This window comes from Pseudoalteromonas sp. MT33b (assembly GCF_014117385.1).
GTDB classification, from domain to species: domain Bacteria; phylum Pseudomonadota; class Gammaproteobacteria; order Enterobacterales; family Alteromonadaceae; genus Pseudoalteromonas; species Pseudoalteromonas lipolytica.
In genome coordinates, this window is the sequence record NZ_CP059831.1 from 2,242,077 (window position 1) to 2,264,647 (window position 22,571).

A 22,571-nucleotide genomic window follows, 5' to 3' on the forward strand; every position below is an offset into this window, starting at 1 on the left:
ACTCAGTCAAAATCATCAGATTTAAAGGTAGTTTGCAATTAGCTCTTCAGCGATTTGCACACTGTTCGTTGCAGCCCCTTTACGCGTGTTGTCACTCACTACCCACATGTTTAAGCCGTGTGGATGAGAAATGTCTGCACGTAAACGACCAACATACACAGTGTCATTACCACTTGCATCAGATACCGCTGTTGGGTAATCACCCAAGTCATCAATCAGTTCTACACCCGGTGCATCATTCAGTAACTGTTTTACATGCTCAAGATCAACTGGCATACGTGTCTCAATATTAATCGCTTCACTGTGACCAAAGAAAACCGGAACACGAACACACGTTGGGTTTACCACGACACTCGTGTCACCTAAGATTTTTTGTGTCTCGTTCACCATTTTCATTTCTTCACGGGTATAACCGTTGTCTTCAAAAGTATCGATTTGTGGGATGACGTTAAAGGCAATCTGCTTAGGAAAAACAGCATTATCCATTGGACGCGCATTCATTAGGTTAGCGGTTTGCTTAGCAAGTTCATCAACGGCCTCTTTGCCCGCACCCGACACAGCCTGATAAGTCGATACATTAATACGGTCAATACCGTATGCATCGTAAATAGGCTTTAACGCGACCAACATTTGAATAGTTGAGCAGTTAGGATTTGCAATGATATTGCGGTTTCTAAAATCCGCTAAGCTCGATGCATTCACTTCAGGTATCACTAATGGTACATCGAAGTCATTGCGAAAATGCGAGGTATTATCAATCACCACACACCCTGCGTCTGCAGCAATGGGGGCGTACTTTTCAGAAACATTTCCCCCAGCTGAAAATAAACCTATGTGTGCCTGGCTAAAGTCAAACCCTTCTACGTCGAGTACTTCAATCGATTCACCACGGAATTGTATTTCCTCACCCGCACTGCGGCTACTCGCAAGCAAGAACAACTCGCCAACCGGAAATTTACGATCTTCTAAAGTTTCGATAATTTGACGACCCACTAAACCTGTGGCGCCTAAGACAGCAACATTAAATTTTTGCGACATGTGTTTTCCTCATATGAATAAAGTACTGACTTTATTCGTTAATTCTAAATCCCAGTGCAGCTAAAGCGGCTTCACAGGCACTATTTGCAGCCACCGACAGTGTATTAAACTCACGTCGTGGCGGGTAATTTTTCCGTAGGCTATCAAACCCTTCTTGATTTAACTTACTACGCAAGATGCCATCATCACGACGAACATCGTAAATAAGGTGTACTAAGCGGCCTATGTCATCTAACGTAAAGGTTTCACCGAGCGAGACAGCATGGCTAATTGGTTCAGGTAAAAAATCTTCCAGCGACTTCAGTGCTGCAACCCCCTCAAGTTCGCACACTTTTTGGTACAACATTTGAGTACCACGGGCTTTTCCTTCAAGGGTATGGCCTGCAATGTGCACACTCGCAAAACGCACATAATTAAGTAGCGGAGTGAGTATATTTGGCTCGTTTTCCCAAACATCAAGCACGCAATCAAGTTTCGCTCCTTGCTCAAATAACTCTAGCAAAGCCTGATTATCGATAACATCACCACGGCTTGCATTAATAAGCGTCGTGCCATCTTTAAGCTTCGCTAAACGTTGTTTGTTTAACATATGCAACGTTTTATGCGGCCCCTGCTTCACCAACGGCACGTGAAACGTAATAATATCGGCAGTGTCAAGAAGGGTATCAAAATCAGTATGTTCTACTAATTCACCCGTCTCATGCTTAGGAGGATCGCAGAGCAATACGTTCATACCCAGTAGGTTTAACTTATCGCGCAGACAACTACCAATGCTGCCTACCCCAACAATACCAATGGTTTTACCTTGCAGTGACTCAGCATTTTCTTGACATAAAGCATATAAACTACTAATAACATATTCTGCTACAGCAACGGCATTACAGCCCGGCGCACTGCTAAATGCAATATTGCGCTCAGCCAGTAGTTCAGTATCAATGTGGTCAACACCTATGGTTGCCGTACCAACAAACTTCAACTTATCTGCCTGAGTTAATAACGCGTTATCAACATTTGTCACTGAACGAGTTAATAGTATATCAACCCCAGCCAACTGCTCAGGTTGTAAGTTACGGCCATCAAATCGCTCAACATCACCAAAATCGGCAAAGTACTGCTCAACCAATGGCATATTTTGATCTGCAAGAATTTTCATCTGTGTGTCCGAGAAGCAGAAAAGTGGCGCTATTGTAACGAAAATATAGCTATACGGATAGCGTAACTACTCATACAGACTCACGCTTAATAAATATAAAAGGCAAAGAATACAGTGCAGAGTTAGAAACGAAAAAGCCGAGCAAACGCTCGGCTTTGGCAAATACTGGAGAGGTTTAACCTTTATATTTGCTCATTACTAGTGTGGCGTTTGTGCCACCGAAACCAAAGCTGTTAGACATTACTGTATTCAGTTCAACGTCTTTACGCTCAGTAACAATGTTTAGACCTTCTGCTTGCTCATCTAACTCATCAATATTGATAGAAGGTGCAACAAAGTTGTGCTCTAGCATTAACAACGAGAAAATAGCCTCATGAACGCCTGCCGCACCTAATGCGTGACCCGTCATTGCTTTTGTTGCACTGATCATCGGTGAGTTACCGCCAAACACTTCTTGAATTGCGCCAAGCTCTTTAACATCACCAACTGGGGTTGAAGTACCGTGCGTATTTAAGTAATCAATGCCGCCTTCAAGACCTTGCATTGCTTGCTTCATACAACGTACCGCACCTTCACCTGATGGTGCTACCATGTCGTAACCGTCAGAAGTTGCACCATACCCTGTGATTTCAGCGTAGATGTGTGCGCCACGAGCAAGTGCATGCTCAAGTTCTTCAACGACAACGATACCGCCACCACCAGAGATAACAAAACCGTCACGGTTTGCATCGTAAGTGCGCGATGCTTTCTCAGGAGTTTCGTTATATTTAGTCGACAATGCGCCCATTGCATCGAATTCCATCGCCAGTGTCCAGTGAAGCTCTTCACCACCACCCGCAAAGATCACATCTTGCTTGCCAAGTTGAATTTGCTCAACCGCATGACCAATACAGTGTGCAGATGTTGCACAAGCAGAACTAATTGAGTAGTTAACACCTTTAATTTTGAATGGTGTTGCAAGACATGCCGACGTGGTGCTCGCCATCGTGCGCGGTACCATGTATGGACCTACACGCTTCACGCCTTTTTCACGCAGAATGTCAGCCGCTTCAACTTGCCATTTAGATGAACCACCACCCGAACCCACTAATAAACCAGTGCGTTCGTTTGAAACTTGCTCTTCATTAAGGCCTGCATCTTCAATTGCTTGTGCCATTGAAATATAAGCATATGCTGCTGCATCGCCCATAAAACGCATCGCTTTACGATCAACAAATTCTTTAACATCAATATCGATTTTGCCTGAAACGTTGCTACGTAGGTTGTAATCAGCAAACTCTTGGTTGAACGCGATACCACTACGGCCTTGTTTTAATGATTCTAATACTTCTTCTTTGTTGTTACCGATGCTTGAAACAACACCGATGCCCGTAATAACGGCTCTTCTCATGGGTAATTACCTTAGCTCTATACTAAATTGTGTTCTATTTTACGCTGAAAATACACGTTAAGTGGTCAGCTTTCTAGCGTACACATGTACTCTGAATGTGTAGCTTATAAATAACGCCAGACTATTTCAAAGAAAACACGTAAAATAATGAAAAAAAGTTGTAGTTATTTAGTTAAACCATGATCAAAAACGCAAATATACATTTTAATCACCTTGGTACACCCGTCGCCGATCAGTTTGACGATGTTTACTTCTCCAATGACGATGGCTTAGCTGAATCGCATTATGTGTTTTATCAACAAAACAATATCTCGCAACGGTTACAAAATCATGACCGCGCGCATTTTGTTATTGCCGAGACGGGTTTTGGTACAGGGCTTAACTTTTTAAATACCTGGCAGCAATTTGCTGCTCACCTTGATAGGCAGCATGACAAGCAAGAAGTTCAAAATCAACACGACCTTAGTGTAAATAAAAGTGACAATAGCTCGGTTAGACGCTTGCATTTTATCTCGTTCGAAAAATTTCCAATTAAACGTGATGACCTTGCCCATGCACTAAAGGCGTGGCCTAGCTTACACACATTTAGTGCCCAGTTAATTGCTCAATACCCCATTAACCTTGCTGGCTGCCACAGATTAGAATTTGCCGACGGGCGAGTCGTACTCGACCTTTATTTTGGTGACGTACAAGACAGCATTGATGCCATGAGTTATCCATGTGAAGGCGTTGTTGATGCATGGTACTTAGACGGTTTCGCGCCGAGTAAAAACCCCGACATGTGGCAGCAAAGTGTGTTTAATAAGATGCGTGCAATTTCACGCGAACATGCCACCCTAGCTACGTTCACAGCTGCAGGATTTGTTAGACGCGGTTTAAATGAAGCCGGTTTCGCTATGGCCAAAGCCAAAGGCTACGGCAAAAAACGTGAAATGCTGATTGGCACCTTAACAACACCCACAGAGCAGCAATCTGGCCCTGCGTATTTTTCTCATCATGCAAGTACATTAAATAACGTTGCTGTTATTGGTGGCGGCATCGCCAGTAGTAGTGTGATGTACTCTTTAGCAAAAAGGGGCATTACAACGACACTTTTTTGCCAAGATGACGCACTTGCTATGGGGGCCTCACACAATGTTCAGGGCGCTGTTTACCCGCACCTGCAAGCTAAGAACTCACCGCACAGCGAAATGTTTGCGCATAGCTTTTTATACGCAAAACGCCTATATCAACAATTACTCGATGACGGCTTCGACTACCCTCACCAATGGTGTGGTGTATTGCAACACGCAGTAAAACAGGGCTTGGCTGATAAACACCAAAATTTAGCCGACAAAGCCCTTTGGCCAACTGAATTAATGCGCAATGTCAGTGCGACTGAAGGCGATGATATTGCGGGAGTAAACACAGGCTACTCTGGCGTATTCTTTGAACAAGGTGGCTGGGTAAACCCGCCTGCCTTAGTGACCGCCCTCTTTAATAAGGCATACTCACTCAATCCAATTAAAACCCATTTTAACTGCCATATTGAACAACTTGAAAAAACAGAATCAGGTTGGGTGTTACACACAAAAACACAGCAATTTGGTCCATTTAGCGATGTAATAATATGTGCGGGCGAGCATAGCGACCAATTTAAGCAAACCCAGGCATTGCCCGTTGTAGGTGTGCGTGGTCAGGTATCGCATGTTGAGGCAAGTGAGCAATCCAAACAATTAAAAACGGTGCTGTGTCATAAAGGATATTTTACCCCTGAGTTTCAAGAGCATCACTGCATGGGGGCAACATTTGAGAAAAACTCAAAAAGCCGCGAAGTGAAAGAGCAAGATAACCAAACAAACCGAGAACAACTGCTTAGCTTCTATAAAGACAGTGACTTTGCCACATCATTAGGCGAAATTACCGCAGCCAAAGCAGCAGTAAGATGCAGCTTTATTGATCACCTACCAATGGCTGGCGAGTGGGCGGAGCAAGACGATTATGTCAATGCCTTTGCGAATTTAAGACTCGGAAAACGTTACCAATATCAGCCCTTAGCAAAACCTCAACAAGGCTTGCATGTGCTTACAGGGTTTGGGGCAAGAGGTCTGTGCAGTGCGCCACTGTGTGCCGAACACTTGGTCGCCTGCTTAAACAATGAACCCAGACCTTTTAGCGAACGTGTTAGCCAAGCAATTCACCCTGCTCGCTTTATTATTCGCGACCTAATTCGTAATAAAATCTAAAAAGGCAGGGGGCTAAAAAGTCCCCCTTCTTTTTCAAGCCGATTACAAATTAGTTTAATTTGTCCCTTTAAAATTAAGATCACACCCCAAAGTAGTAAGTTACACGTAAAAGTTAACGCAACTGGAAGGAGTTTGGTATGATAACCCTAATCATAGGTGCAAGCGGACAAATAGGTAAAATGACCACCCAAAAAATGCTCGCTCAAGAGCATGAAGTCGTGGCATTAGTACGTGATAAAAGCAAATTGACTGACATTGAGCACCCAAACCTGAGCATTGTTGAGCAGGATCTAGAAAATGATTTTAGTCACGCACTTACAGGGGTACAGCAAGTTATTTTTAGTGCCGGTTCTGGTGGTGCAACCGGTGCCGATAAAACCTTGCTCATTGATTTATGGGCTGCGGTAAAAGCAATTAACTATGCAGTTGATGCACAGGTTGAGCACTTTATCATGGTAAGCTCCATTGGCGCTGATGATCCCGATGGCATTGAAAGCAGCATCAAACCTTATTTAGTGGCTAAGCACATGGCCGATGAGCATCTACTACACAGTGGCTTACATTACAGCATAGTAAGACCAGGCACACTCCTTAACGAATCGGCGTCTGGATTATTCACCATAAATCGTCCTGCAACACGCCAAGATGCCGTGATAAACCGAGAAGATGTTGCTGATGCACTGGTTTATATCGCCAGTCATAAACCTGATAAATCGCAACTATTCGAGTTATTTAATGGTGACAAACCACTCGACGAACTATTAGCAGGTAACTAAGCAAACACAAAATAGATTCCCTGCCACGCAAGTTGCAGGGAAAGTAACGTCAGAACTAAACGAAAAATCTGTTTAAATTTATCTGATGAGATACGGTGCAATAGCTTCAAACCCAGCCAAGTGCCTATTGCACCACTCATAATCATCGACATTACAAGCGGCAACCACTGCCAAAATGCAAACCCGACAGCACCATACAAAATAGCCTTTAAAGTATGCTGCACCGTCATACAACTCGAAAATGTCGCGGTAAATTGCAGCTTATTGTAGTTATTTACATACAAACAACTACCAACCAGCGGCCCACTGGCACCCACAAACATCGAAATAAACGAGGTCCAAAGCCCTGCTAAAATGCGCCAAAGCGTTGATGTTTCTCTGATCTTAGGTGTCACACCCCAAAGCAAATAGAGCACAAAAGCTGCCACCACTATTTTCATTAACTCAAGCGGAATAGCGGTGACGATAGTTGACGCTACCAGTGCACCAAAGATTCCTCCCAACGAGAAATATAAAAACATAGCGCCATCGATATGCTTAAAAGTATATAAAAAGCGGTTCGCGTTAGAGCCCAGCTGCACTAAGCCGTGCACAGGGATCACCACACTCATAGGCATCATTGACGCCATAATGACTAACAACATTAACCCGCCACCAGCACCAAATGCAGCAGACACCATCGAGGTAAAACCTGCCAATATAATTAAGATAATTGTGCTGATCGGGCTTAACAACCCCCCACTAAAGAAATCCCAACTTACCAGTTCCATTATCGCGCTTTAAATAGAGTGTTTAGACTAAAATTACCATGGCAAGATAGTATTAGCGACTGTTTGAAACTGCATTTCGACTAAAAGCGGAGAACCCCCTCAGCACTCAAACTGGTCGGACTCGAGGTTTATTTTGTGCAACTGATGGTATATAACTATATCTATAACAAAAGAAAACGATAAAGGCACACCATGACCCCTATAACCGTAAGCACACAAGGCAGTGTTGCTATTCTCACAATGACCGCAGGTGAAAACCGCCATAATCCTACGTTTGCAGAAGCATTTTTAAATTGCCTTGATGGCATTGAAGCTAACTCAGAACACAAAGCACTGATTATTACCTCAAGTGATGAAAAATCGTGGAGTTTAGGTATAGACACCGACTGGCTAATGCCCGCTTTAAAAGCACAAAAATATGAAGAAGTAAGTGGTTTTATGCACGCTATGGATGCCGTATTTAAACGTTTGTTACTTTACCCAATGCCAGTTATTGCCGCTATTAATGGCCATGCATTTGGTAATGGGGCTATTTTAGCGTGCGCCTGCGATTTTAGATTTATGCAAAGTAACCGCGGCTTTTTCTGTTTTCCTGAAGTTGATTTATCGATTCCGTTTTTACCAGGCATGATTGAATTTGTAAAAAAATCGATGCCCTATTACCGCTTTAACGAAATGAAATTGACAGGACGCCGGGTTACTGCAAGCGAGCTTGTTGCAGACCATGTTATCGAACAAGCCTGCCCCGACAGCGAAAGCTTGTTTAATACCGCATTCGAATTTGCCAGCCAGTTCGATAAAAAACGCCCTATATTTGCCGAACATAAAAAGCGCCTTCATAAACACATCATCGAAACGATTGATGTTGAAAACAAACCCATCATCGATGCCGTTCAGTTGGTTGTGTGATTTAACGTGAATAACCCCTTCAGACTCAATGAATAAGGGGTGTATTTTAGGCAATAAAAAAGGCCGCTCTGAGAGCGGCCTTTTATGTTTGGTGGAGCTGGGGGGATTTGAACCCCCGTCCGAAAAGCCTCGACCTTTGGTACTACATGCTTAGTATCGTCTTTTAGTTAACCTTTACAGCTCGGACGAACACGATCTGCAAAGGCGAGGCCGCTTAGTTTTAACGCTTCAACCCCGGCCAGGGTTTCCGTCGCGATCATGTGTAAGGGTGACACTCCAAAATCCAGTCCACAAGAATACATGGAAGGAGCGCTAGCCAGCCTAAGCTGCTAGAGAGTAGTTATCGTCGTTTGCGATTACTTTAAATTGCGGCTTTTTTACGAGGCCAACCGCACCTCGACATGCACCTCGGGCGTCTTGAATTCCGTCGAATCCTAATCAGCCCCTGAATTTGGTATCTCATTCAGAGTGTATGTGAAGTATAACTGAGTAAACCCTTTATACTCAAGGCATTAATCAGGTTATTTTGGCATAACCCCTTTGAGTGCTGAAAAACCAAACAGGAAAAGTCAGTTTTTATACGAATTTTCACATATTAAGCATACAAGTTCTTAACATCATACAAAAGTTGTGCTGAAATGGGAGACGTTGTTACCTCTTCTTAAAACAATCCTGTAGCAACGAAAAAATAATAATAACAGGCCTCTTTTACAGGACTTACTTGATGTCGATGTTTTTGTTCGATGAGCAAAGTGGATATGTATCCTTGTGTGAGCATCCGCGCGATGCTGGCTTTCCCATAACGAGTTCACAACTCATTGAGTTAATTGAGCAATCGTCTTACGCAGACTGTGAACTTGTTGATGCAAATATTGGCAAACTTTTTACACCTAGCAGTCAATATCAAAATCAATCATTGGTTGTTGCAAAAGCCGTTGATGCACATATTGAAATCACCGTTGATGAAAAAAATATGATTGCAGAAGCGAGCCTGACAACAGCACGTGGTGGCAAAGTTGTGAGTATGGATGATGCACAAGCAGCGCTATCTGCTGCGGGAGTTAAGCGCGGCATAAGTCACTCTGCGCTTGATACTTTTTTAGGTCAGCAGTTTAAACAACCTGCTGGTGCGCACTACAGTGCTATTGTTGCGCATGGCCGTAACCCAAAAGATGGGAACGATGCACGGTTTGTCCGATTATGTTCAACAGCACAAGATCGCGTTCTTAGCCCACAAGCCACATCGGGTGGCAAAGTTGATATGCGAAACTTGGGCGCGATTATCACGGTTAAGCCCGGTGCGCCACTTATGCAACGTATTCCTGCAACTGCGGGTGAAAATGGCTTTACTGTATTTGGCGATACTTTACCCGCGCAAGCAGGTAAAGATTACCCCCTAGAGCCCTTTGAAGGGACCCGTCTTGATCCGATGAACAGTAATTTACTCATTGCCGACACCAAAGGAGTGCCCGTTGCACTGCCCCGCGGCATGCGCGTAGACGATGTGTTGTGCTTTCATCATGTTGATATCAGTACAGGCCATGTTGAGTTTGATGGCAGTGTTATCATTAGTGGCGATGTTAAAGATGGTATGTGCGTTAAAGCTACAGGTGATATTACAGTACTGGGATTTGTTGAATCAGCAACAATCGAAAGTAAAAGCGAAGTCACTATTATGCTCGGGGCCATTGGCCGGCACCGTGAAAATGAAGATCACTTTACATGCAATATAAGCGCAACACGCACTATTTCGGTTGGGTATGCACAGTTTTGCCATATTAAAAGTGAGCAAGATCTGTTTATAGAGCGTCAAGCTCTGCACTGTGATTTAAGTGCACGTCGTCTAATTCGTGTCGGTAAAGCGAATAACCCTCGCGGCAAAATTATTGGCGGGAATATTTTAGATGCAATGCGTATCGAAACCGGTGAGCTAGGTGCGCCATCAGGCACTAAAACCCGTGTCTTTATAGCGCAGTACTGGCATGATTTAAGACAAAAGCAACAACAAATCAATGACTTTGAAAAGCTGCTTGCCAGTAAAGCAGCCGCCTTACAACAAGCTCGAAAAAAAGCGAATAAAATAACCAATGCAGCTCAACGTGCGCATTACATCAATAAAATAACAGCCAGTGAACAACAAATAAAAATTAAAACCGCAAGCACTAAGAAAAAGAAATACCTTGTTAAGCAAAAGATTGCGCGTTTGTTGGCAACCAGTCGCTTAAAAGTGAATGAGTTAATGCATCCGGGCGTTGAGCTGAAAATAGCACAAGAGAGTAAACATTTTTCACGTATTTACCCTCCCCACTTAGTGCGATACTTCGAAGGGAAAATTACTCAGTCGTTTTAGCGGCTGAGTCTGGCTTTTCATTCTCTTCAGCTTGCTCTGGCAATGGCCATCCGCCTAGTTGTTGCCAACGATTAACAATTAGACAGAATAATTCTGCTGTGCGCTCTGTATCATAGAGCGCTGAGTGGGCTTGTTTATTATCAAACTCAATACCCGCTGCACGACAGGCTTTCGCTAATACAGTTTGCCCCAACGCAAGCCCCGCTAGTGAGGTCGTATCAAAACTCACGAACGGATGAAAAGGTGTGCGTTTAATTTTACAACGCTCAATCGCCGCATTTAAAAAGCCATGATCAAAAGCCGCATTATGCGCAACCACCACTGAGCGCTGACAACCTGCCGCTTTTTGTGCTTTACGTACGGCTTTACAGATTTCTTTAATGGCCTCTTCTTCAGGCACCGCACCGCGTAACGCCGAAAATGGGTCTATGCCATTAAAATCAATCGCGGCCTGCTCTATATTCGCGCCTTCAAATGGCTCAACATGAAAATGCACCGTATGGTCAATGCTTAACACTCCATCGTCATCCATTTTTAAAACAGAAGCAGCGATTTCAAGTAACGCATCAGTGTCTTTATTAAACCCTGCCGTTTCAACATCAATAACCACGGGGAAAAAGCCACGAAAGCGTTTTGCGAAAAGAGTTTGTTCAGTATTTTCCATAGTCTTCTTGGTTTGCCAGTGTAAGCTGGCTATTATGTCAAAAACCACAGCTGCTCTGCTAGAGCAAAAGCGATTAAATCACAGATTCTTACAGGGTTTTTAGGCACAATAATTGCTTTAACTTAATGAGCTAACACGCTGTCAGGCAGTTTTGGACTGCTTGCTATAAAACTTGCCAATTATTTGGCATTGATGATTTGTTGGAGATTTACTGTGATGAAGCTTTCATTACTTTCTTTAAGCCTCGGCCTTTTAACAACGTTTGCAGCCACGCATGCAAGCAGTGCCATGCGCGAATACACTGCTACCGCAGATACTTCAAATTGGCAAATGGTTAAAACATCGCGCTTAGAATGCCAATTAAATCATGAAGTTCCTTTTTATGGCGAAGCCATTTTTAGCACTTCTGCCAGCAAGAATAAAGACGTCAACTTTAATCTCGACATGGTTGTACGTCCAGAAAATTACAGTATTGCTGGTTTAAAAGCTGTGCCGCCCAGTTGGCGTGCAGGCCTACCAGCACGCGATATTGCGAATATGAAATTATTACGTAAATTTGACGGTGAGCTAGGCAATAAAACGGCTTGGGAAATGCTGACAGAGCTCGAAAAAGGCTATCAGCCTACTTTTTATTACCAAGATTGGCAAAACCGTGCCGATAAAATTGCCGTAGGCTTGTCGAGTGTTAATTTTAAACAAGCCTATTGGGCTTTTTTACAATGCCGAGATGCCATGCTGCCTTACAGCTTTGAAGATATCTCATTCACGGTAATGAACTATGAACCTAACTCCAGTAAGCTGACAAAATCATCTCAAAAACGCTTAGATAAAATAGCCGAATACCTCAAATATGACACCAGTATTTCTGCTATTTCAATTTCATCTTATACCGATAGCTACGGTGGTCGTTGGAATAACCTTGAGCTTTCTAAAAAGCGGGCTAAAGCAATCAAAGAGTATATTGTGAGCTTAGGCATCGATGAAAATAAAGTGGATACCGAAGGGTTTGGTGAAAAACGCCATGTTGCCACTAATGACAATATTTTAGGGCGAAATACAAACCGTCGCTTGGTTATTCAAATTGCAAAAATGTAGTCGCCGCTATACGGCGACTACACTGCTAATTCATTTTAATTGGCTTAACGCGTTTAAAGCGCTTAAGCCACTTGTCACCAAATTGAAAAAACGCCAAGCTAATCATAATGACAGTTGCGCCAACAATCAGTGCTTGATCAATCGGCTCATTATTAAATATGCCGCCAATTGCAATAGCAAAACTTGGTGTAATTAAGGTGGTCAAGGCTACCGTGCTGGCATTCAGTTTTTGCAAAACATGAAAATACGCCAATGCACCGATTAACGATCCAAACACCCCTAAGTACACAATCGAGTAAAGCGACTTTACGCTCCAAAGCTCGCTATTGAGTTGACCATCAACCAATAACCAGGTTATAAAAAATAAAGGCGTTACAAAGACTAAAGCACCGAATGTCGTCGCCATTGGGTGAATAGCGATTCGAACACGTTTGATCATCACCCCGCTTAGGCTGAAAAAACACACCGCCATAAATACATACAGCAACCCACTTAGCTGCTCTACCCCACCTTGAATATGACGCTGGCTTACTAAAAAAAGACCGATTAGTGCACACCCAAGTGAAGCGAGTTTTAGTGTGCTGAATTTTGGCTCATTTAAAATTTTCTGCGCCAGTAATCCCGATAAAATAGGTGCCAAACCAAACATTAACGATATTAAGCCAGAAGGCACTGTTTTGGCGGCCATATAGCTCAGTAGCATGCCCCCAAATATGCCGATACTCGAGTATGCATATAAGAATAAGGCGCGACGATGCCAAGGCACTCGGATATTAGCGATAGCAACCACCAATGCAGCAAGCACAAGACCCACCAGCATTCTTAACAAGACTGCCAATGTGGGCGCAACGGTTTCACTACTCCAAACAATACCTAGAGGGGTTGTAGACCAAATCACCACCATTAAAAAATATGAGGCTTTAACTGGCACAAGCTTATTCCTTTAATAAGGCGAAAAAAGCGGAGGAAAAAAACAAAGAATGGCCAACCGCTTTGAACGCGGTTAGTAAAACTTACTTAATTAACCGCAGCACATAACTGACCACACGGCTGGCGTTGCCAGACGCATACTGCGATTATTTGGTCGTTTATTTAGCTGCATCATCATCATAAAAAAGTAAGTAGAAGAGCGTTAAGAATCTGCCTATATGATTATTTTGTCAACTCAAAATTACGACAATGTAGAATAAAATTAAGCCTAATATTTACGCGCCTAACCGTGCTTGTAAATCATAAGTTACAATAAGTTTCTTTGATTTATAACAAAACTATTTAAGTTTTATTAAACAAGTTATATCTTGCATGCCTCTCACGAAGTTTAAGGGTCAAAAAGTGCTTAAAAATAAAACAATAGGTAGCATGTTAATTGTTGCTGGCACCACCATAGGAGCAGGGATGCTGGCATTGCCCATCGCCTCTGCGGGGCTTGGATTCACCACCGCGCTGTCACTCATTTTATTAATTTGGTTTTTAATGACTTACACGGCTCTATTAATGTTAGAGCTTCATCAATATGCAGACAGAGACGCGACACTCAACACCTTGGCTAAATCTTGGTTGGGCAAGCGAGGGCAATGGGTGGCTAACTTTTCAGTTATGTTCTTGTTCTATGCCCTATGCGCCGCATACATAGCAGGCGGTGGTGCACAGTTGCAAGAAAAGCTAAATAATGGCTTGTCACTCTCGCTGGCCCCCCAAGTTGGATCCGTTATTTTAGCCGTGGTCATTGGTACTGTAGTAACACTTGGCACAAGTAAGGTTGATAAGCTTAATAGAGTGCTTTTCACAATTAAAGTGTGTGTACTGGCAAGCTTATTTTATATGCTCACACCGTATGTGCATGGCCAGCACCTACTCGAAATGCCTATTGAGCAAGGTTTAATTCTTTCAGCTATTCCGGTGGTATTTACATCTTTTGGCTTTCATGGCTCCATTCCATCGATTGTTAAATATGTGGGTCTCGACATTAAGACTTTACGAAGAGTCATGGTGGCAGGTGCCGCATTACCGCTCGTCATTTACATTTTTTGGCAACTGTTGAGCCAAGGCATAATGAGCCAAAATGACTTAATGCAAAGCCAAGGTTTATCTGGCTTTGTTAGCAGTGTAGCAAGTATTGCACATAACCCTCATGTTGCGACTGCGGTCAATGTTTTCGCAGATTTAGCACTCGCCACGTCATTTTTAGGTGTGAGCTTGGGTTTATTTGATTTTTTTGCCGATGCCTTTAAAAAAGGTGATGGCAGCAAAGACCGTATTAAAACGGCATTAATTACCTTTGTACCGCCCCTTGGTTTTGCATTATTTTACCCACAAGGTTTTATTATGGCCCTTGGCTACGCTGCGATTGCTTTGGTTATTCTGGCCGTATTTTTGCCTGTCGCCATGGTTTACAAACAACGCCGAAGCCAACCTGAAACAGGTTACCAAGTAAAAGGGGGAAATGTTGGTTTAGCACTGGCGGCTTTATTTGGTGTGCTAATCATTAGCGCCCAAGGTTTACAGATGGCTGGTGTAATCCCTGCTATTGGTTAATAAAAATCACACACTGAAAAAGGCGCCTTTGGTGCCTTTTTTCATTATTTTGAGGGATTAAACGGGTCGCTACCTGCGTTAAAAATTGCTCACTTAATTAGACGAATTAAGGGTATCAAATACCATCGCTTTACCACGACCAGATTCTTCAGATGCGGCATCGAGCTTGCCATCTTTATTGATGATCACATGCATATCACCAAAGTGACGCTCATCAAGTTTGTAGCCCATTTTTTCAAGCGCTTTAATAACCTTTGGCTCAAGCCCTTTATGGTGTCTTATCACGTTTTTAGGCCACAGTTGATGATGAAATCGCGGGCTATTTACGACTTGCTCAGCAGACATATTAAACTCTACCGCATTTAAGATTGATTCATACACTGAACTAATAATGGTGGTGCCGCCCGGTGAACCGGTTACCATTTTCACTTTATTGTCTTGTAATAAAATGGTGGGTGTCATTGAGCTTAACATCCGTTTGTGTGGTTGAATTTCGTTGGCCTCACCGCCTAATGCACCGAAAACATTCATAACACCTGGTTTAGCACTAAAGTCATCCATTTCATCATTAAGAATAAAGCCTGCTCCAGAAACAACCACACCGCTGCCAAAGCTTAAGTTGATTGTTGTTGTGTTTGCGACCGCATTACCCCACTGATCAATAATTGAAAAATGTGTTGTTTGCTCACTTTCATGTAAACCTGGTTTGATGTTTTCAGTTGTCGAAATTACATCATTACGAATACCCGTTGCACGTTTAGCGAGATAATCATCCGCGAGTAAGGCTGTTTTTGGTACATCGTAAAAATCAGGATCGCCTAAATACTCTGCTCTATCAGCAAAGACTCGTTTGCCGACTTCTGCAAGAATGTGCACATAGCGGGTCGAGTTATGCTCTAAAGGGCCTGTTGGTTTAGCAAGATCATACATTTTTAGCCATTGTAAAATAGCAATGCCCCCTGAACTGGGTGGCGGTGAAGTAAGCACTTCAAAACCACGCCAATGACCTTTAATAGGCATACGCGATTTGGCCTGATAGTCTTTAAGGTCTTGCTCTGAAATGATACCGCCATGCTGTTTCATAAACGTGGCAATTATTTTAGCTGTCTCGCCTTCATAAAAACCCGCCTTGCCATTATCACGAATGCGCTTAAGCGTTGCCGCAAGCTCTGGTTGCTTAAAGGTTTTATTAGCTTTAGCATCAGAAAAATAATCAGCAAAGTTAACTTTTATCGACTTTTTCTGCATTCGCGAAATATATTTTTGGATACTTGAAGCAAGTTTCGGGTGCACAATAAAACCGTCTTCTGCCAACTTTACCGCAGGATCTACGAGGGTTTTCCACTCTAAGCTGCCATGCTTTTGGTGTGCTAGCCACATTCCGGCAACACTGCCCGGCACACCACTTGCGTGAATACCATACACTGACATGTTGTCTATCACATTCCCTTTTTCATCGAGATACATATCGCGATGAGCTGCTGCGGGGGCAGTTTCACGGTAATCTATAAAGTCACCTTTGCCGTCTTTTTGAATCAGCATAAAACCGCCGCCCCCAATATTACCGGCCTCAGGTAACGTGACAGCCAACACAAATTGGGCTGCTATGGCTGCATCAATGGCATTCCCGCCTTGCTCTAAAATTGCCCGTGCAGTATCGCTACTGTAACTGTCTGGCATCGCCACAGCCGCTTGTTTGGCTAATAATGGCGGATGAAAAAATAATACAACGAGAAGCGAGACACTGACCGTGTATTTTATTAAAGTTCGCATACTAATTCCTTTTGACGTTTTTATACTCATTTATACATGCCAAACTACTAAGGTCAATTAGTTACGCTTAAGTGAGGTTAATTCTGTTTTCGGACATGAATAAAGCACCGCTGGTAATTCTCCGTGTTCATCTTGGTGCAGGTATTCTTTTATAAATTTTAGCCCTAGCTTTTTCATTACACTAATCGATGCAAGGTTATCTTTTAGGGCTGTTGCTGAGAGTGTTTTAACTTCGGGGTGTTGACTAACCGCCAATGCAACACTCAAAGCAGCTTCAGATGCATAACCCTGCCCCCAACTAACACGTTTAAAACGCCAACCAATTTCAAGGTCGCTATAATCTGGCTTATCAAAAAATCCCATTGGCCTCACTAACACCCAGCCAATAAACATGTTGTTGTCGGTAACGCTTACCTGCCAAAGCCCCCAGCCCTTTTGTTCATTGCGAAAAGCATTTAAACGGGGGATAAAAGTGTTTTTAATTGTTTGCATTGTTGATACTTTACCACGGGTTAAATATTTCATTACCTGAGGATCGTTATCAAGCTCGTATAATAATTCTGCATCATTTTCGTCCATTAAACGAAAACTTAGCCGTGTTGTTCTAGCTATATTCATTTTTAAATGCTTATACTGCTTATGGTGTTAATTAACCATTAGAGAAAAATATGAAAAAATTAGCAAGTTTAGTTTTACTAGGATGTATTGCCCTAACGGGGTGTGAAGATGCTGATGAAGCAAAAAAAGACGCAGCCGAAGCGAAAGAAGAAGTTAAGCAAGCTGTCAATGATGCATGGAAAGATGTAAAAGAGGCAACCAGTGAGTTTAACGATGACTCATTACAAGCACTGCTAGCAGAAAGCAAAGAAATGGGTTTAAGCATGTATGACGACGGTAAAGAAATTGCCATAGATGCATGGATCGAGAGTAAAGAAGCCGCTGGTGAACTTTCTGAAAAAACCAAGCAAAAAGCAAAAGAGTTGGCTGAAGAATTAAAAGCAGCCCGCGAAAAGCTTGAACAAGAAAAGAATTAAACTGTAAAAAATAAAAGGGTAAGCCATGCTTACCCTTTTTCATTCACCTTGCGATTAAAGCTCAAATTCTTTTTTGAACTTTAAGCCAAATTCACTGCGGTCATTACTGCGCATAACACCAACAAAACCTGACTGCTGTAAACGACCAACATCGTAAACTTCATTCAATACGTTTTCACCGTATAGCGTCACTTCAAAGTCGCCATTAGGGTTTAAATAAGAAATGTTAAACCCAACAAGTTCACGCGATTCAATATGTTCACTTTGGTTGTAAACTGATTGGCCTTGCATGTCACTGCGGTACGAATAGTTTGCGTTAATCGCCACCGTACCACCGTTGCTTAAGTCAACAAAGTACGATGGGGCAAGCATAACAGTCCAGCGCGGAGTTAATGCAGGTGAGTCACCTTTACCAATGCCTTGCACTCCTTCGTCAACCTCGGTGATCTCTGAATCTAAGTAGCCAATCGCACTACGCAGTGTAAAGTCATCCGTAAATGCTATCGTTGTTTCAAGCTCGATACCTTGTGCTTTTGACTCGCCAGCATTTTCAACAATCGTTACAAAACCACCCCCGGCTGTTGGATCAGAGAATGGCAGTGCTAAATCGGTATAATCTGTGACAAAAACAGCAAGCATCATAGAAATATCTTCATGCACTTGACCTTTAAGGCCTAGCTCATAGTTAATCGCTTTTGTTTCATCAAATGAGACAAATTGATCAGGACCACCAAATGGACGTGGCGGAAAGCCACCTGTTTGATAGCCTTTTTGAATTTGCCCATACAGGTTCATGTTATTGCTGAGCTGGTAAGACGCGTTTACGTCCCATGTTACCGCATCAAAGTCAGCACTTACGTATTTACGCGTTGCAAAGCTTGGAAATTGTGCATCGGCTTCTTTTTTGTCTTTTGAATAACGAAGACCACCGCCTACTGTTAAGTCGTCACTTAAATCGTAACTTGCGTTGATATACGCTGCGTATGAATTTGTTTCTTGGTTAATATCAAAATAACCATAATTACCAAATGAAGCCGTTGTACCATCATTCAATAATCCGTCTGGCGTGTTGAATGGGCTAAATACAAAAGGCCCTGAGCTTGTAAATCCATCTTCATTAAAGAAATACAAACCAGACACAAAATCCATATTATCGTAGCTACCGTTTAACTGGATTTCGAAAGAATACTGATCGGCCCCCCCCTCTTCTGGGAATTCAGATAAATTAAGTGCCACGGCATCATCATCAAGGCCGCCTTCATATTCTGAGCTGCGGTAACTGGTGATAAATTTAGTCGTGTAAGTATTATTAATGTCCCAATGAGCTGATAATGATGTCCCCCAGCCTGAGTAAGCCGTTGATTCGATTCCTGCGACAGTCGTTGCTAAATCATCTGGATTACTTGGTAGCATGTCTTCAGTTAAAAGTGGAAAATCACCATTAAATGGATCATTAGCGTCCAACGGTGCCGTTAACTCGATTGTGTAAGGTGATTGACCTGATTCATTGTCGACGCCATCAACAGAGAAAACAAAAAATAAGTCGCTGTTAGCTTGCCATTTCAACGCCATACGACCACTTAGCTCTTGCTCTTCACCAATTTCGTTTGCTGGATTAACAAGGTTAATTGCCTCACCGACTCCATCACGTTGTTTGTACGACACACTGGCCGACATGCTGACAGTGTCTGTAAGGCTGTTATTAAAATAAACATCACCCGCTAAACGATTGCGACTTCCAACTTTAGCCGTTGTGGTTACAATCCCTTCGTCACCAGGTTGTTTAGTAATAATGTTAACTGCACCACCAAGTGTATTACGGCCATATAAAGTACCTTGTGGGCCTCGCAACACCTCAACACGCTCTACATTCGGGAGTGATAAGTTTGAGCCCATTTGACGCCCAAGGTAGACACCATCTAAGTATACGCCTACGCCAGGATCTGTGGTGATCACGTGATCTTGTAAACCAATACCGCGAATAAACACAGAGGCATGCGCTGCATTACCCACACCATAACGGGTAATATTTAAATTAGGCACGTATTTACCAATATCTTCTAAGTTGCTCATATTGGCTTTATCAATCAGGTTTTCACCGATTGAAGTAACCGCTGTTGGCGACTCAAAAATACTTTCTGTGCGTTTGCGAGCTGTGACTTCTATTTTTTCGAATGCATCTTGTTTCGCGGTGGTTTTTTCTTGCTCAGCGAAAGCTGATGAAGATAAGGCAGCTACAACAGCCACACTTAATTGTGAGAAATGACGTAATTTCAATTAAAACTCCAAAGGATACCGTGTGTGTATTTTTACCTGTAAATCGCAGGCATAAAAAAAGACGCTTAGGTATAAGCATCTTTCCTCTGGAGGGACATTATATGTCAATTTTGTGAAAATACGTATAATTATTTTATATTTTATTATTTTTTATAAACTAAATGCATAATATGTATGACAAATTGGATAACTTTTTCACACAAACCCAATTTTTAAAGAAAAATAATTGCAGAAATTCAAAGAGTAACCCACTTTCCGTCTAAATAATCACCACGCTATGCGCATTATCATAGTTCCTTTAGAAAATATTAAAGTGCACTGCTTTTGATTGAATAATAAACAAAAAATAGTCTATGCTGTTACTTGACCCTATTTTGCAAGGAGCATACTTTGAAATTACTATCCCCATTACGCGCTGCGATTATTGTTGCTGTATCGACGGTGTCCCTCACGGGCTGCCAACTTACCTCCAATGAACTCCCCGCTATTAGTGACTCTGGTACAAAAAACACGGGCCATGTGGTGTGGCATGACTTGATTACGCCAAATTTAGCGGAGTCTAAAGCTTTTTATGGCAAGGTGTTCGGCTGGCAATTTGAACAGGTAAATGACAGCTACACTTTCGCCAAACTCGACGGTAAATTAATTGCAGGCATGGCACAGTTAGATAACACACAAAATGCAAGCCTCTGGTTAAGCCTTATCAGTAGCCAAGATATAACTGATGCCACGAATAAAACACTTGCTGCAGGCGGTAAAGTATTAGTAAAAAGCACTGAAATCAAAGGGCGAGGCACAATTGCCGTATTAGAAGACCCTCAAGGCGCTGTATTTTCATTAATTAATACTGTGAACGGCGACCCCACAGTGAGCACACATGACAATGGGTGGATTTGGCAAGAAGTATGGAGTGATGACCCAATACAAAGCAAAGCTTTTTACCAACGCCTCGGCAATTACTCTTCTAAGGAAAAATCACTGCAACAGCTCAATTACAGCTACCTCGCTGTCGAGGATAAACCTGCCATTGGCTTTGTTAAAAAGCCCGATGCTGAAATCGGTAACACATGGGTTAACTACATTAAAGTCGCCGATGTTGATGCAACATTACTTAAAGTAACGGCTGCAGGCGGGGTTATATTAATGGCACCAAATGAAACCGTTCGCAAAGGAAGTGTTGCTATTATTAGAGACCCAGCGGGTGCAGGTCTGGTCATTCAAGAGGAAATAAAATGAAAAAGCGTTTAATTAAAGTCATCACAGTAGTCGCAGCAGCTATTCTATTAAATGCATGTTCACCTTATGCAAGCCTTAATGTAAACGCCCCATTTAAAGTGGGCCCTGTTTATGTTAACCCAAGCATTGGTGTAGGTGGTTCGTTATAAAAACGACCGTCATAGGGCTCATGCGCCCTGTGACGGTATTGCTTTAAGTTATGTGTTTTTCGCCGTCTAATTATTGTAAAGAGGTATTAATTTTGGCACGCTGAACTTGGGTTAATATGCCTTCGGCTTTCGCACCTAAATAGACATAAATAGCCAATGCGATTAACAAACCCACCACCGCAAACATCATCAATACCGCAGGCATCACATATTCTGTTTGACCCAAAGCGGCTTTAAACATCGTAAGTAACGCCTCTATTGACACTGCAATAAGAATGGTTGAGATAAAACGGGTAATAGTGCGACGTGTTGAACTGTGACGAAAGATATCTTTGTGCATTAAAATCTCTTCTTCTAAAATCGTTTTTCCTAGGTCGAAAATAGCAAGGGCTAAGGTAACAAAGATAATAATAGTAAAGGGCTTTAGAGGATCTGAATGTGCCTGCTCGCTCGTAACCAAAGAAAACATGCCCTCGAATACTTTAAATAATAAATAAAATACCAAGCAAAATAAGCAAGCGACAATAAGCCCATACCCTACTTTAAAGTAAGCCGTCATATTCGCTCGTTTCGTATCCCCCATGATGAACTCGATAAGTTCGGTGAGGCACACATCAATAACGACGTAACACGGAGCGCCTTCTTTGAATTGAACAGACTTTATAACCGAAATACATAAATGCCTCGTGGCCGTTGATACATAGGGTGAGGTGAAATGTGCCTCTGTCGAGTTTGATATCGCTGTAAAGTAGGGTCGAGCGCTTAAATCTTGCCCTGCCCCTCTATTAGCTAAGTCTTTCTTATACTGGGGTTTAAAGCACACATTATTACCTAGCTGAATCCCCTGCTCATCTAAACAATACTGCAACTCTAAAAAGGGATACTGCTTAATGAGGGGTTGAACATCTTTTTTTTGAGCAAGCGCTGTATGCACACTTGCCAGAATTGAAAGCAATAAATTTTGAATCAGCCCTTGGTATTCTTCATATCGTTCTATTGCGCTTAAATAACTCATTCTTGCCATAATGGCATCCTCTGGTGAACACACACAAGATAACAAGCAAGGAGAGAACCAAGTTATATATATCTTACAAATCAATGAGGTAGAGTATTAACAGAGGGCGAACAGCACCAAAAAAGTGCAAAAACATACCGAAACGAAAAAAGCCGTGACTTTTAGGTCACGGCTTTTTAAAT

Annotated in this window: 19 protein-coding genes and 1 other RNA gene; 9 read left to right on the forward strand and 11 right to left on the reverse strand. The window is 42.4% G+C overall.

What is annotated here, in order from left to right:
* Window positions 1-21: 21 nt before the first annotated feature.
* From H3302_RS10280 to fabB, 3 genes are all read right to left on the reverse strand, one after another.
* Window positions 22-1,038: an aspartate-semialdehyde dehydrogenase gene (locus tag H3302_RS10280; protein ID WP_036967318.1), complete on the reverse strand. Its 1,017-nt coding sequence runs from the start codon at window positions 1,036-1,038 to the stop codon at window positions 22-24.
* Window positions 1,039-1,069: 31 nt separating this feature from the next.
* On the reverse strand, window positions 1,070-2,191 hold the full coding sequence (locus tag H3302_RS10285; protein WP_036967315.1) for a 4-phosphoerythronate dehydrogenase: 1,122 nt from the start codon (window positions 2,189-2,191) through the stop codon (window positions 1,070-1,072).
* Window positions 2,192-2,366: 175 nt separating this feature from the next.
* A complete protein-coding gene (gene fabB, locus H3302_RS10290) occupies window positions 2,367-3,581 on the reverse strand; it encodes a beta-ketoacyl-ACP synthase I (protein WP_036967312.1) in 1,215 nt (404 codons plus the stop codon).
* Between the two features lie 179 nt (window positions 3,582-3,760).
* On the opposite strand from fabB, the gene mnmC reads away from it, so the two are divergent.
* Together mnmC and H3302_RS10300 are read left to right on the forward strand one after the other, a co-directional pair.
* Entirely contained in the window at window positions 3,761-5,806 is a 2,046-nt protein-coding gene (gene mnmC, locus H3302_RS10295) for a bifunctional tRNA (5-methylaminomethyl-2-thiouridine)(34)-methyltransferase MnmD/FAD-dependent 5-carboxymethylaminomethyl-2-thiouridine(34) oxidoreductase MnmC (protein ID WP_074989691.1), read from the forward strand.
* 137 nt (window positions 5,807-5,943) lie between these two features.
* On the forward strand, window positions 5,944-6,582 hold the full coding sequence (locus H3302_RS10300; protein WP_182395113.1) for an SDR family oxidoreductase: 639 nt from the start codon (window positions 5,944-5,946) through the stop codon (window positions 6,580-6,582).
* Here the strand turns inward: H3302_RS10300 and H3302_RS10305 are convergent.
* Window positions 6,579-7,352 (reverse strand): sulfite exporter TauE/SafE family protein, encoded by a 774-nt coding sequence (locus H3302_RS10305; protein ID WP_065978089.1) that lies wholly within the window; start codon window positions 7,350-7,352, stop codon window positions 6,579-6,581. The genes H3302_RS10300 and H3302_RS10305 overlap by 4 nt on opposite strands.
* A gap of 192 nt (window positions 7,353-7,544) precedes the next feature.
* Here H3302_RS10305 and H3302_RS10310 point away from each other — a divergent pair, with 192 nt between their 5' ends.
* Complete coding sequence (locus H3302_RS10310) at window positions 7,545-8,261, forward strand: enoyl-CoA hydratase/isomerase family protein (RefSeq protein WP_074989693.1); 717 nt, start codon at window positions 7,545-7,547, stop codon at window positions 8,259-8,261.
* An 89-nt stretch (window positions 8,262-8,350) separates the two neighbouring features.
* On the opposite strand, the gene ssrA is transcribed toward H3302_RS10310, so the two are convergent.
* Window positions 8,351-8,707, reverse strand: a transfer-messenger RNA (tmRNA) gene (gene ssrA, locus H3302_RS10315).
* A gap of 278 nt (window positions 8,708-8,985) precedes the next feature.
* Here ssrA and H3302_RS10320 point away from each other — a divergent pair.
* Entirely contained in the window at window positions 8,986-10,611 is a 1,626-nt protein-coding gene (locus tag H3302_RS10320; protein ID WP_036967253.1) for a FapA family protein, read from the forward strand.
* Here H3302_RS10320 and rnt read toward each other — a convergent pair.
* Window positions 10,595-11,275, reverse strand: a complete 681-nt coding sequence (gene rnt, locus H3302_RS10325; RefSeq protein ID WP_036967250.1) for a ribonuclease T — start codon at window positions 11,273-11,275, stop codon at window positions 10,595-10,597. The two genes, H3302_RS10320 and rnt, sit on opposite strands and share 17 nt — an antisense overlap.
* 216 nt (window positions 11,276-11,491) lie before the next feature.
* Here rnt and H3302_RS10330 point away from each other — a divergent pair, with 216 nt between their 5' ends.
* Entirely contained in the window at window positions 11,492-12,370 is an 879-nt protein-coding gene (locus H3302_RS10330) for an OmpA family protein (protein WP_036967246.1), read from the forward strand.
* Between the two features lie 25 nt (window positions 12,371-12,395).
* Here H3302_RS10330 and H3302_RS10335 read toward each other — a convergent pair whose 3' ends face one another.
* A complete protein-coding gene (locus H3302_RS10335; protein WP_036967245.1) occupies window positions 12,396-13,301 on the reverse strand; it encodes a DMT family transporter in 906 nt (301 codons plus the stop codon).
* Window positions 13,302-13,702: 401 nt separating this feature from the next.
* Between H3302_RS10335 and H3302_RS10340 the strand changes: the two genes are divergently transcribed.
* Window positions 13,703-14,905, forward strand: a complete 1,203-nt coding sequence (locus H3302_RS10340; RefSeq protein ID WP_074989709.1) for an aromatic amino acid transport family protein — start codon at window positions 13,703-13,705, stop codon at window positions 14,903-14,905.
* A gap of 93 nt (window positions 14,906-14,998) precedes the next feature.
* Here the strand turns inward: H3302_RS10340 and ggt are convergent, their stop codons facing one another.
* Together ggt and H3302_RS10350 are read right to left on the reverse strand one after the other, a co-directional pair.
* Window positions 14,999-16,678, reverse strand: a complete 1,680-nt coding sequence (gene ggt, locus H3302_RS10345) for a gamma-glutamyltransferase (protein ID WP_074989694.1) — start codon at window positions 16,676-16,678, stop codon at window positions 14,999-15,001.
* A 57-nt stretch (window positions 16,679-16,735) separates the two neighbouring features.
* Window positions 16,736-17,296, reverse strand: a complete 561-nt coding sequence (locus tag H3302_RS10350; protein ID WP_182395116.1) for a GNAT family N-acetyltransferase — start codon at window positions 17,294-17,296, stop codon at window positions 16,736-16,738.
* Between the two features lie 50 nt (window positions 17,297-17,346).
* On the opposite strand from H3302_RS10350, the gene H3302_RS10355 reads away from it, so the two are divergent.
* Window positions 17,347-17,712, forward strand: coding sequence for a hypothetical protein (locus H3302_RS10355; RefSeq protein WP_036967240.1), 366 nt, complete (start codon window positions 17,347-17,349; stop codon window positions 17,710-17,712).
* Between the two features lie 54 nt (window positions 17,713-17,766).
* Here H3302_RS10355 and H3302_RS10360 read toward each other — a convergent pair whose 3' ends face one another.
* Entirely contained in the window at window positions 17,767-19,989 is a 2,223-nt protein-coding gene (locus H3302_RS10360) for a TonB-dependent receptor (RefSeq protein WP_074989696.1), read from the reverse strand.
* Between the two features lie 390 nt (window positions 19,990-20,379).
* Here H3302_RS10360 and H3302_RS10365 point away from each other — a divergent pair, with 390 nt between their 5' ends.
* Together H3302_RS10365 and H3302_RS10370 are read left to right on the forward strand one after the other, a co-directional pair.
* On the forward strand, window positions 20,380-21,225 hold the full coding sequence (locus H3302_RS10365; RefSeq protein ID WP_074989697.1) for a VOC family protein: 846 nt from the start codon (window positions 20,380-20,382) through the stop codon (window positions 21,223-21,225).
* A complete protein-coding gene (locus tag H3302_RS10370; protein ID WP_162898041.1) occupies window positions 21,222-21,374 on the forward strand; it encodes a hypothetical protein in 153 nt (50 codons plus the stop codon). The genes H3302_RS10365 and H3302_RS10370 overlap by 4 nt, the downstream gene beginning before the upstream one ends.
* A gap of 70 nt (window positions 21,375-21,444) precedes the next feature.
* Here the strand turns inward: H3302_RS10370 and H3302_RS10375 are convergent, their stop codons facing one another.
* Complete coding sequence (locus H3302_RS10375; RefSeq protein WP_180310968.1) at window positions 21,445-22,398, reverse strand: general glycosylation pathway protein; 954 nt, start codon at window positions 22,396-22,398, stop codon at window positions 21,445-21,447.
* Between the last annotated feature and the right edge of the window lie 173 nt (window positions 22,399-22,571).

What these genes read in the sequence shown, in the direction of transcription:
- H3302_RS10320 (WP_036967253.1), top strand. Translation starts at nt 8,986, where the DNA reads ATGTCGATGTTTTTGTTCGATGAGCAAAGTGGATATGTATCCTTGTGT.
- H3302_RS10310 (WP_074989693.1), top strand. Translation starts at nt 7,545, where the DNA reads ATGACCCCTATAACCGTAAGCACACAAGGCAGTGTTGCTATTCTCACA.
- rnt (WP_036967250.1), bottom strand. Translation starts at nt 11,275, where the DNA reads ATGGAAAATACTGAACAAACTCTTTTCGCAAAACGCTTTCGTGGCTTT.
- H3302_RS10330 (WP_036967246.1), top strand. Translation starts at nt 11,492, where the DNA reads ATGAAGCTTTCATTACTTTCTTTAAGCCTCGGCCTTTTAACAACGTTT.
- H3302_RS10305 (WP_065978089.1), bottom strand. Translation starts at nt 7,352, where the DNA reads ATGGAACTGGTAAGTTGGGATTTCTTTAGTGGGGGGTTGTTAAGCCCG.
- ggt (WP_074989694.1), bottom strand. Translation starts at nt 16,678, where the DNA reads ATGCGAACTTTAATAAAATACACGGTCAGTGTCTCGCTTCTCGTTGTA.
- H3302_RS10370 (WP_162898041.1), top strand. Translation starts at nt 21,222, where the DNA reads ATGAAAAAGCGTTTAATTAAAGTCATCACAGTAGTCGCAGCAGCTATT.
- H3302_RS10355 (WP_036967240.1), top strand. Translation starts at nt 17,347, where the DNA reads ATGAAAAAATTAGCAAGTTTAGTTTTACTAGGATGTATTGCCCTAACG.
- H3302_RS10300 (WP_182395113.1), top strand. Translation starts at nt 5,944, where the DNA reads ATGATAACCCTAATCATAGGTGCAAGCGGACAAATAGGTAAAATGACC.
- H3302_RS10280 (WP_036967318.1), bottom strand. Translation starts at nt 1,038, where the DNA reads ATGTCGCAAAAATTTAATGTTGCTGTCTTAGGCGCCACAGGTTTAGTG.
- fabB (WP_036967312.1), bottom strand. Translation starts at nt 3,581, where the DNA reads ATGAGAAGAGCCGTTATTACGGGCATCGGTGTTGTTTCAAGCATCGGT.
- mnmC (WP_074989691.1), top strand. Translation starts at nt 3,761, where the DNA reads ATGATCAAAAACGCAAATATACATTTTAATCACCTTGGTACACCCGTC.
- H3302_RS10285 (WP_036967315.1), bottom strand. Translation starts at nt 2,191, where the DNA reads ATGAAAATTCTTGCAGATCAAAATATGCCATTGGTTGAGCAGTACTTT.
- H3302_RS10375 (WP_180310968.1), bottom strand. Translation starts at nt 22,398, where the DNA reads ATGGCAAGAATGAGTTATTTAAGCGCAATAGAACGATATGAAGAATAC.
- H3302_RS10350 (WP_182395116.1), bottom strand. Translation starts at nt 17,296, where the DNA reads ATGAATATAGCTAGAACAACACGGCTAAGTTTTCGTTTAATGGACGAA.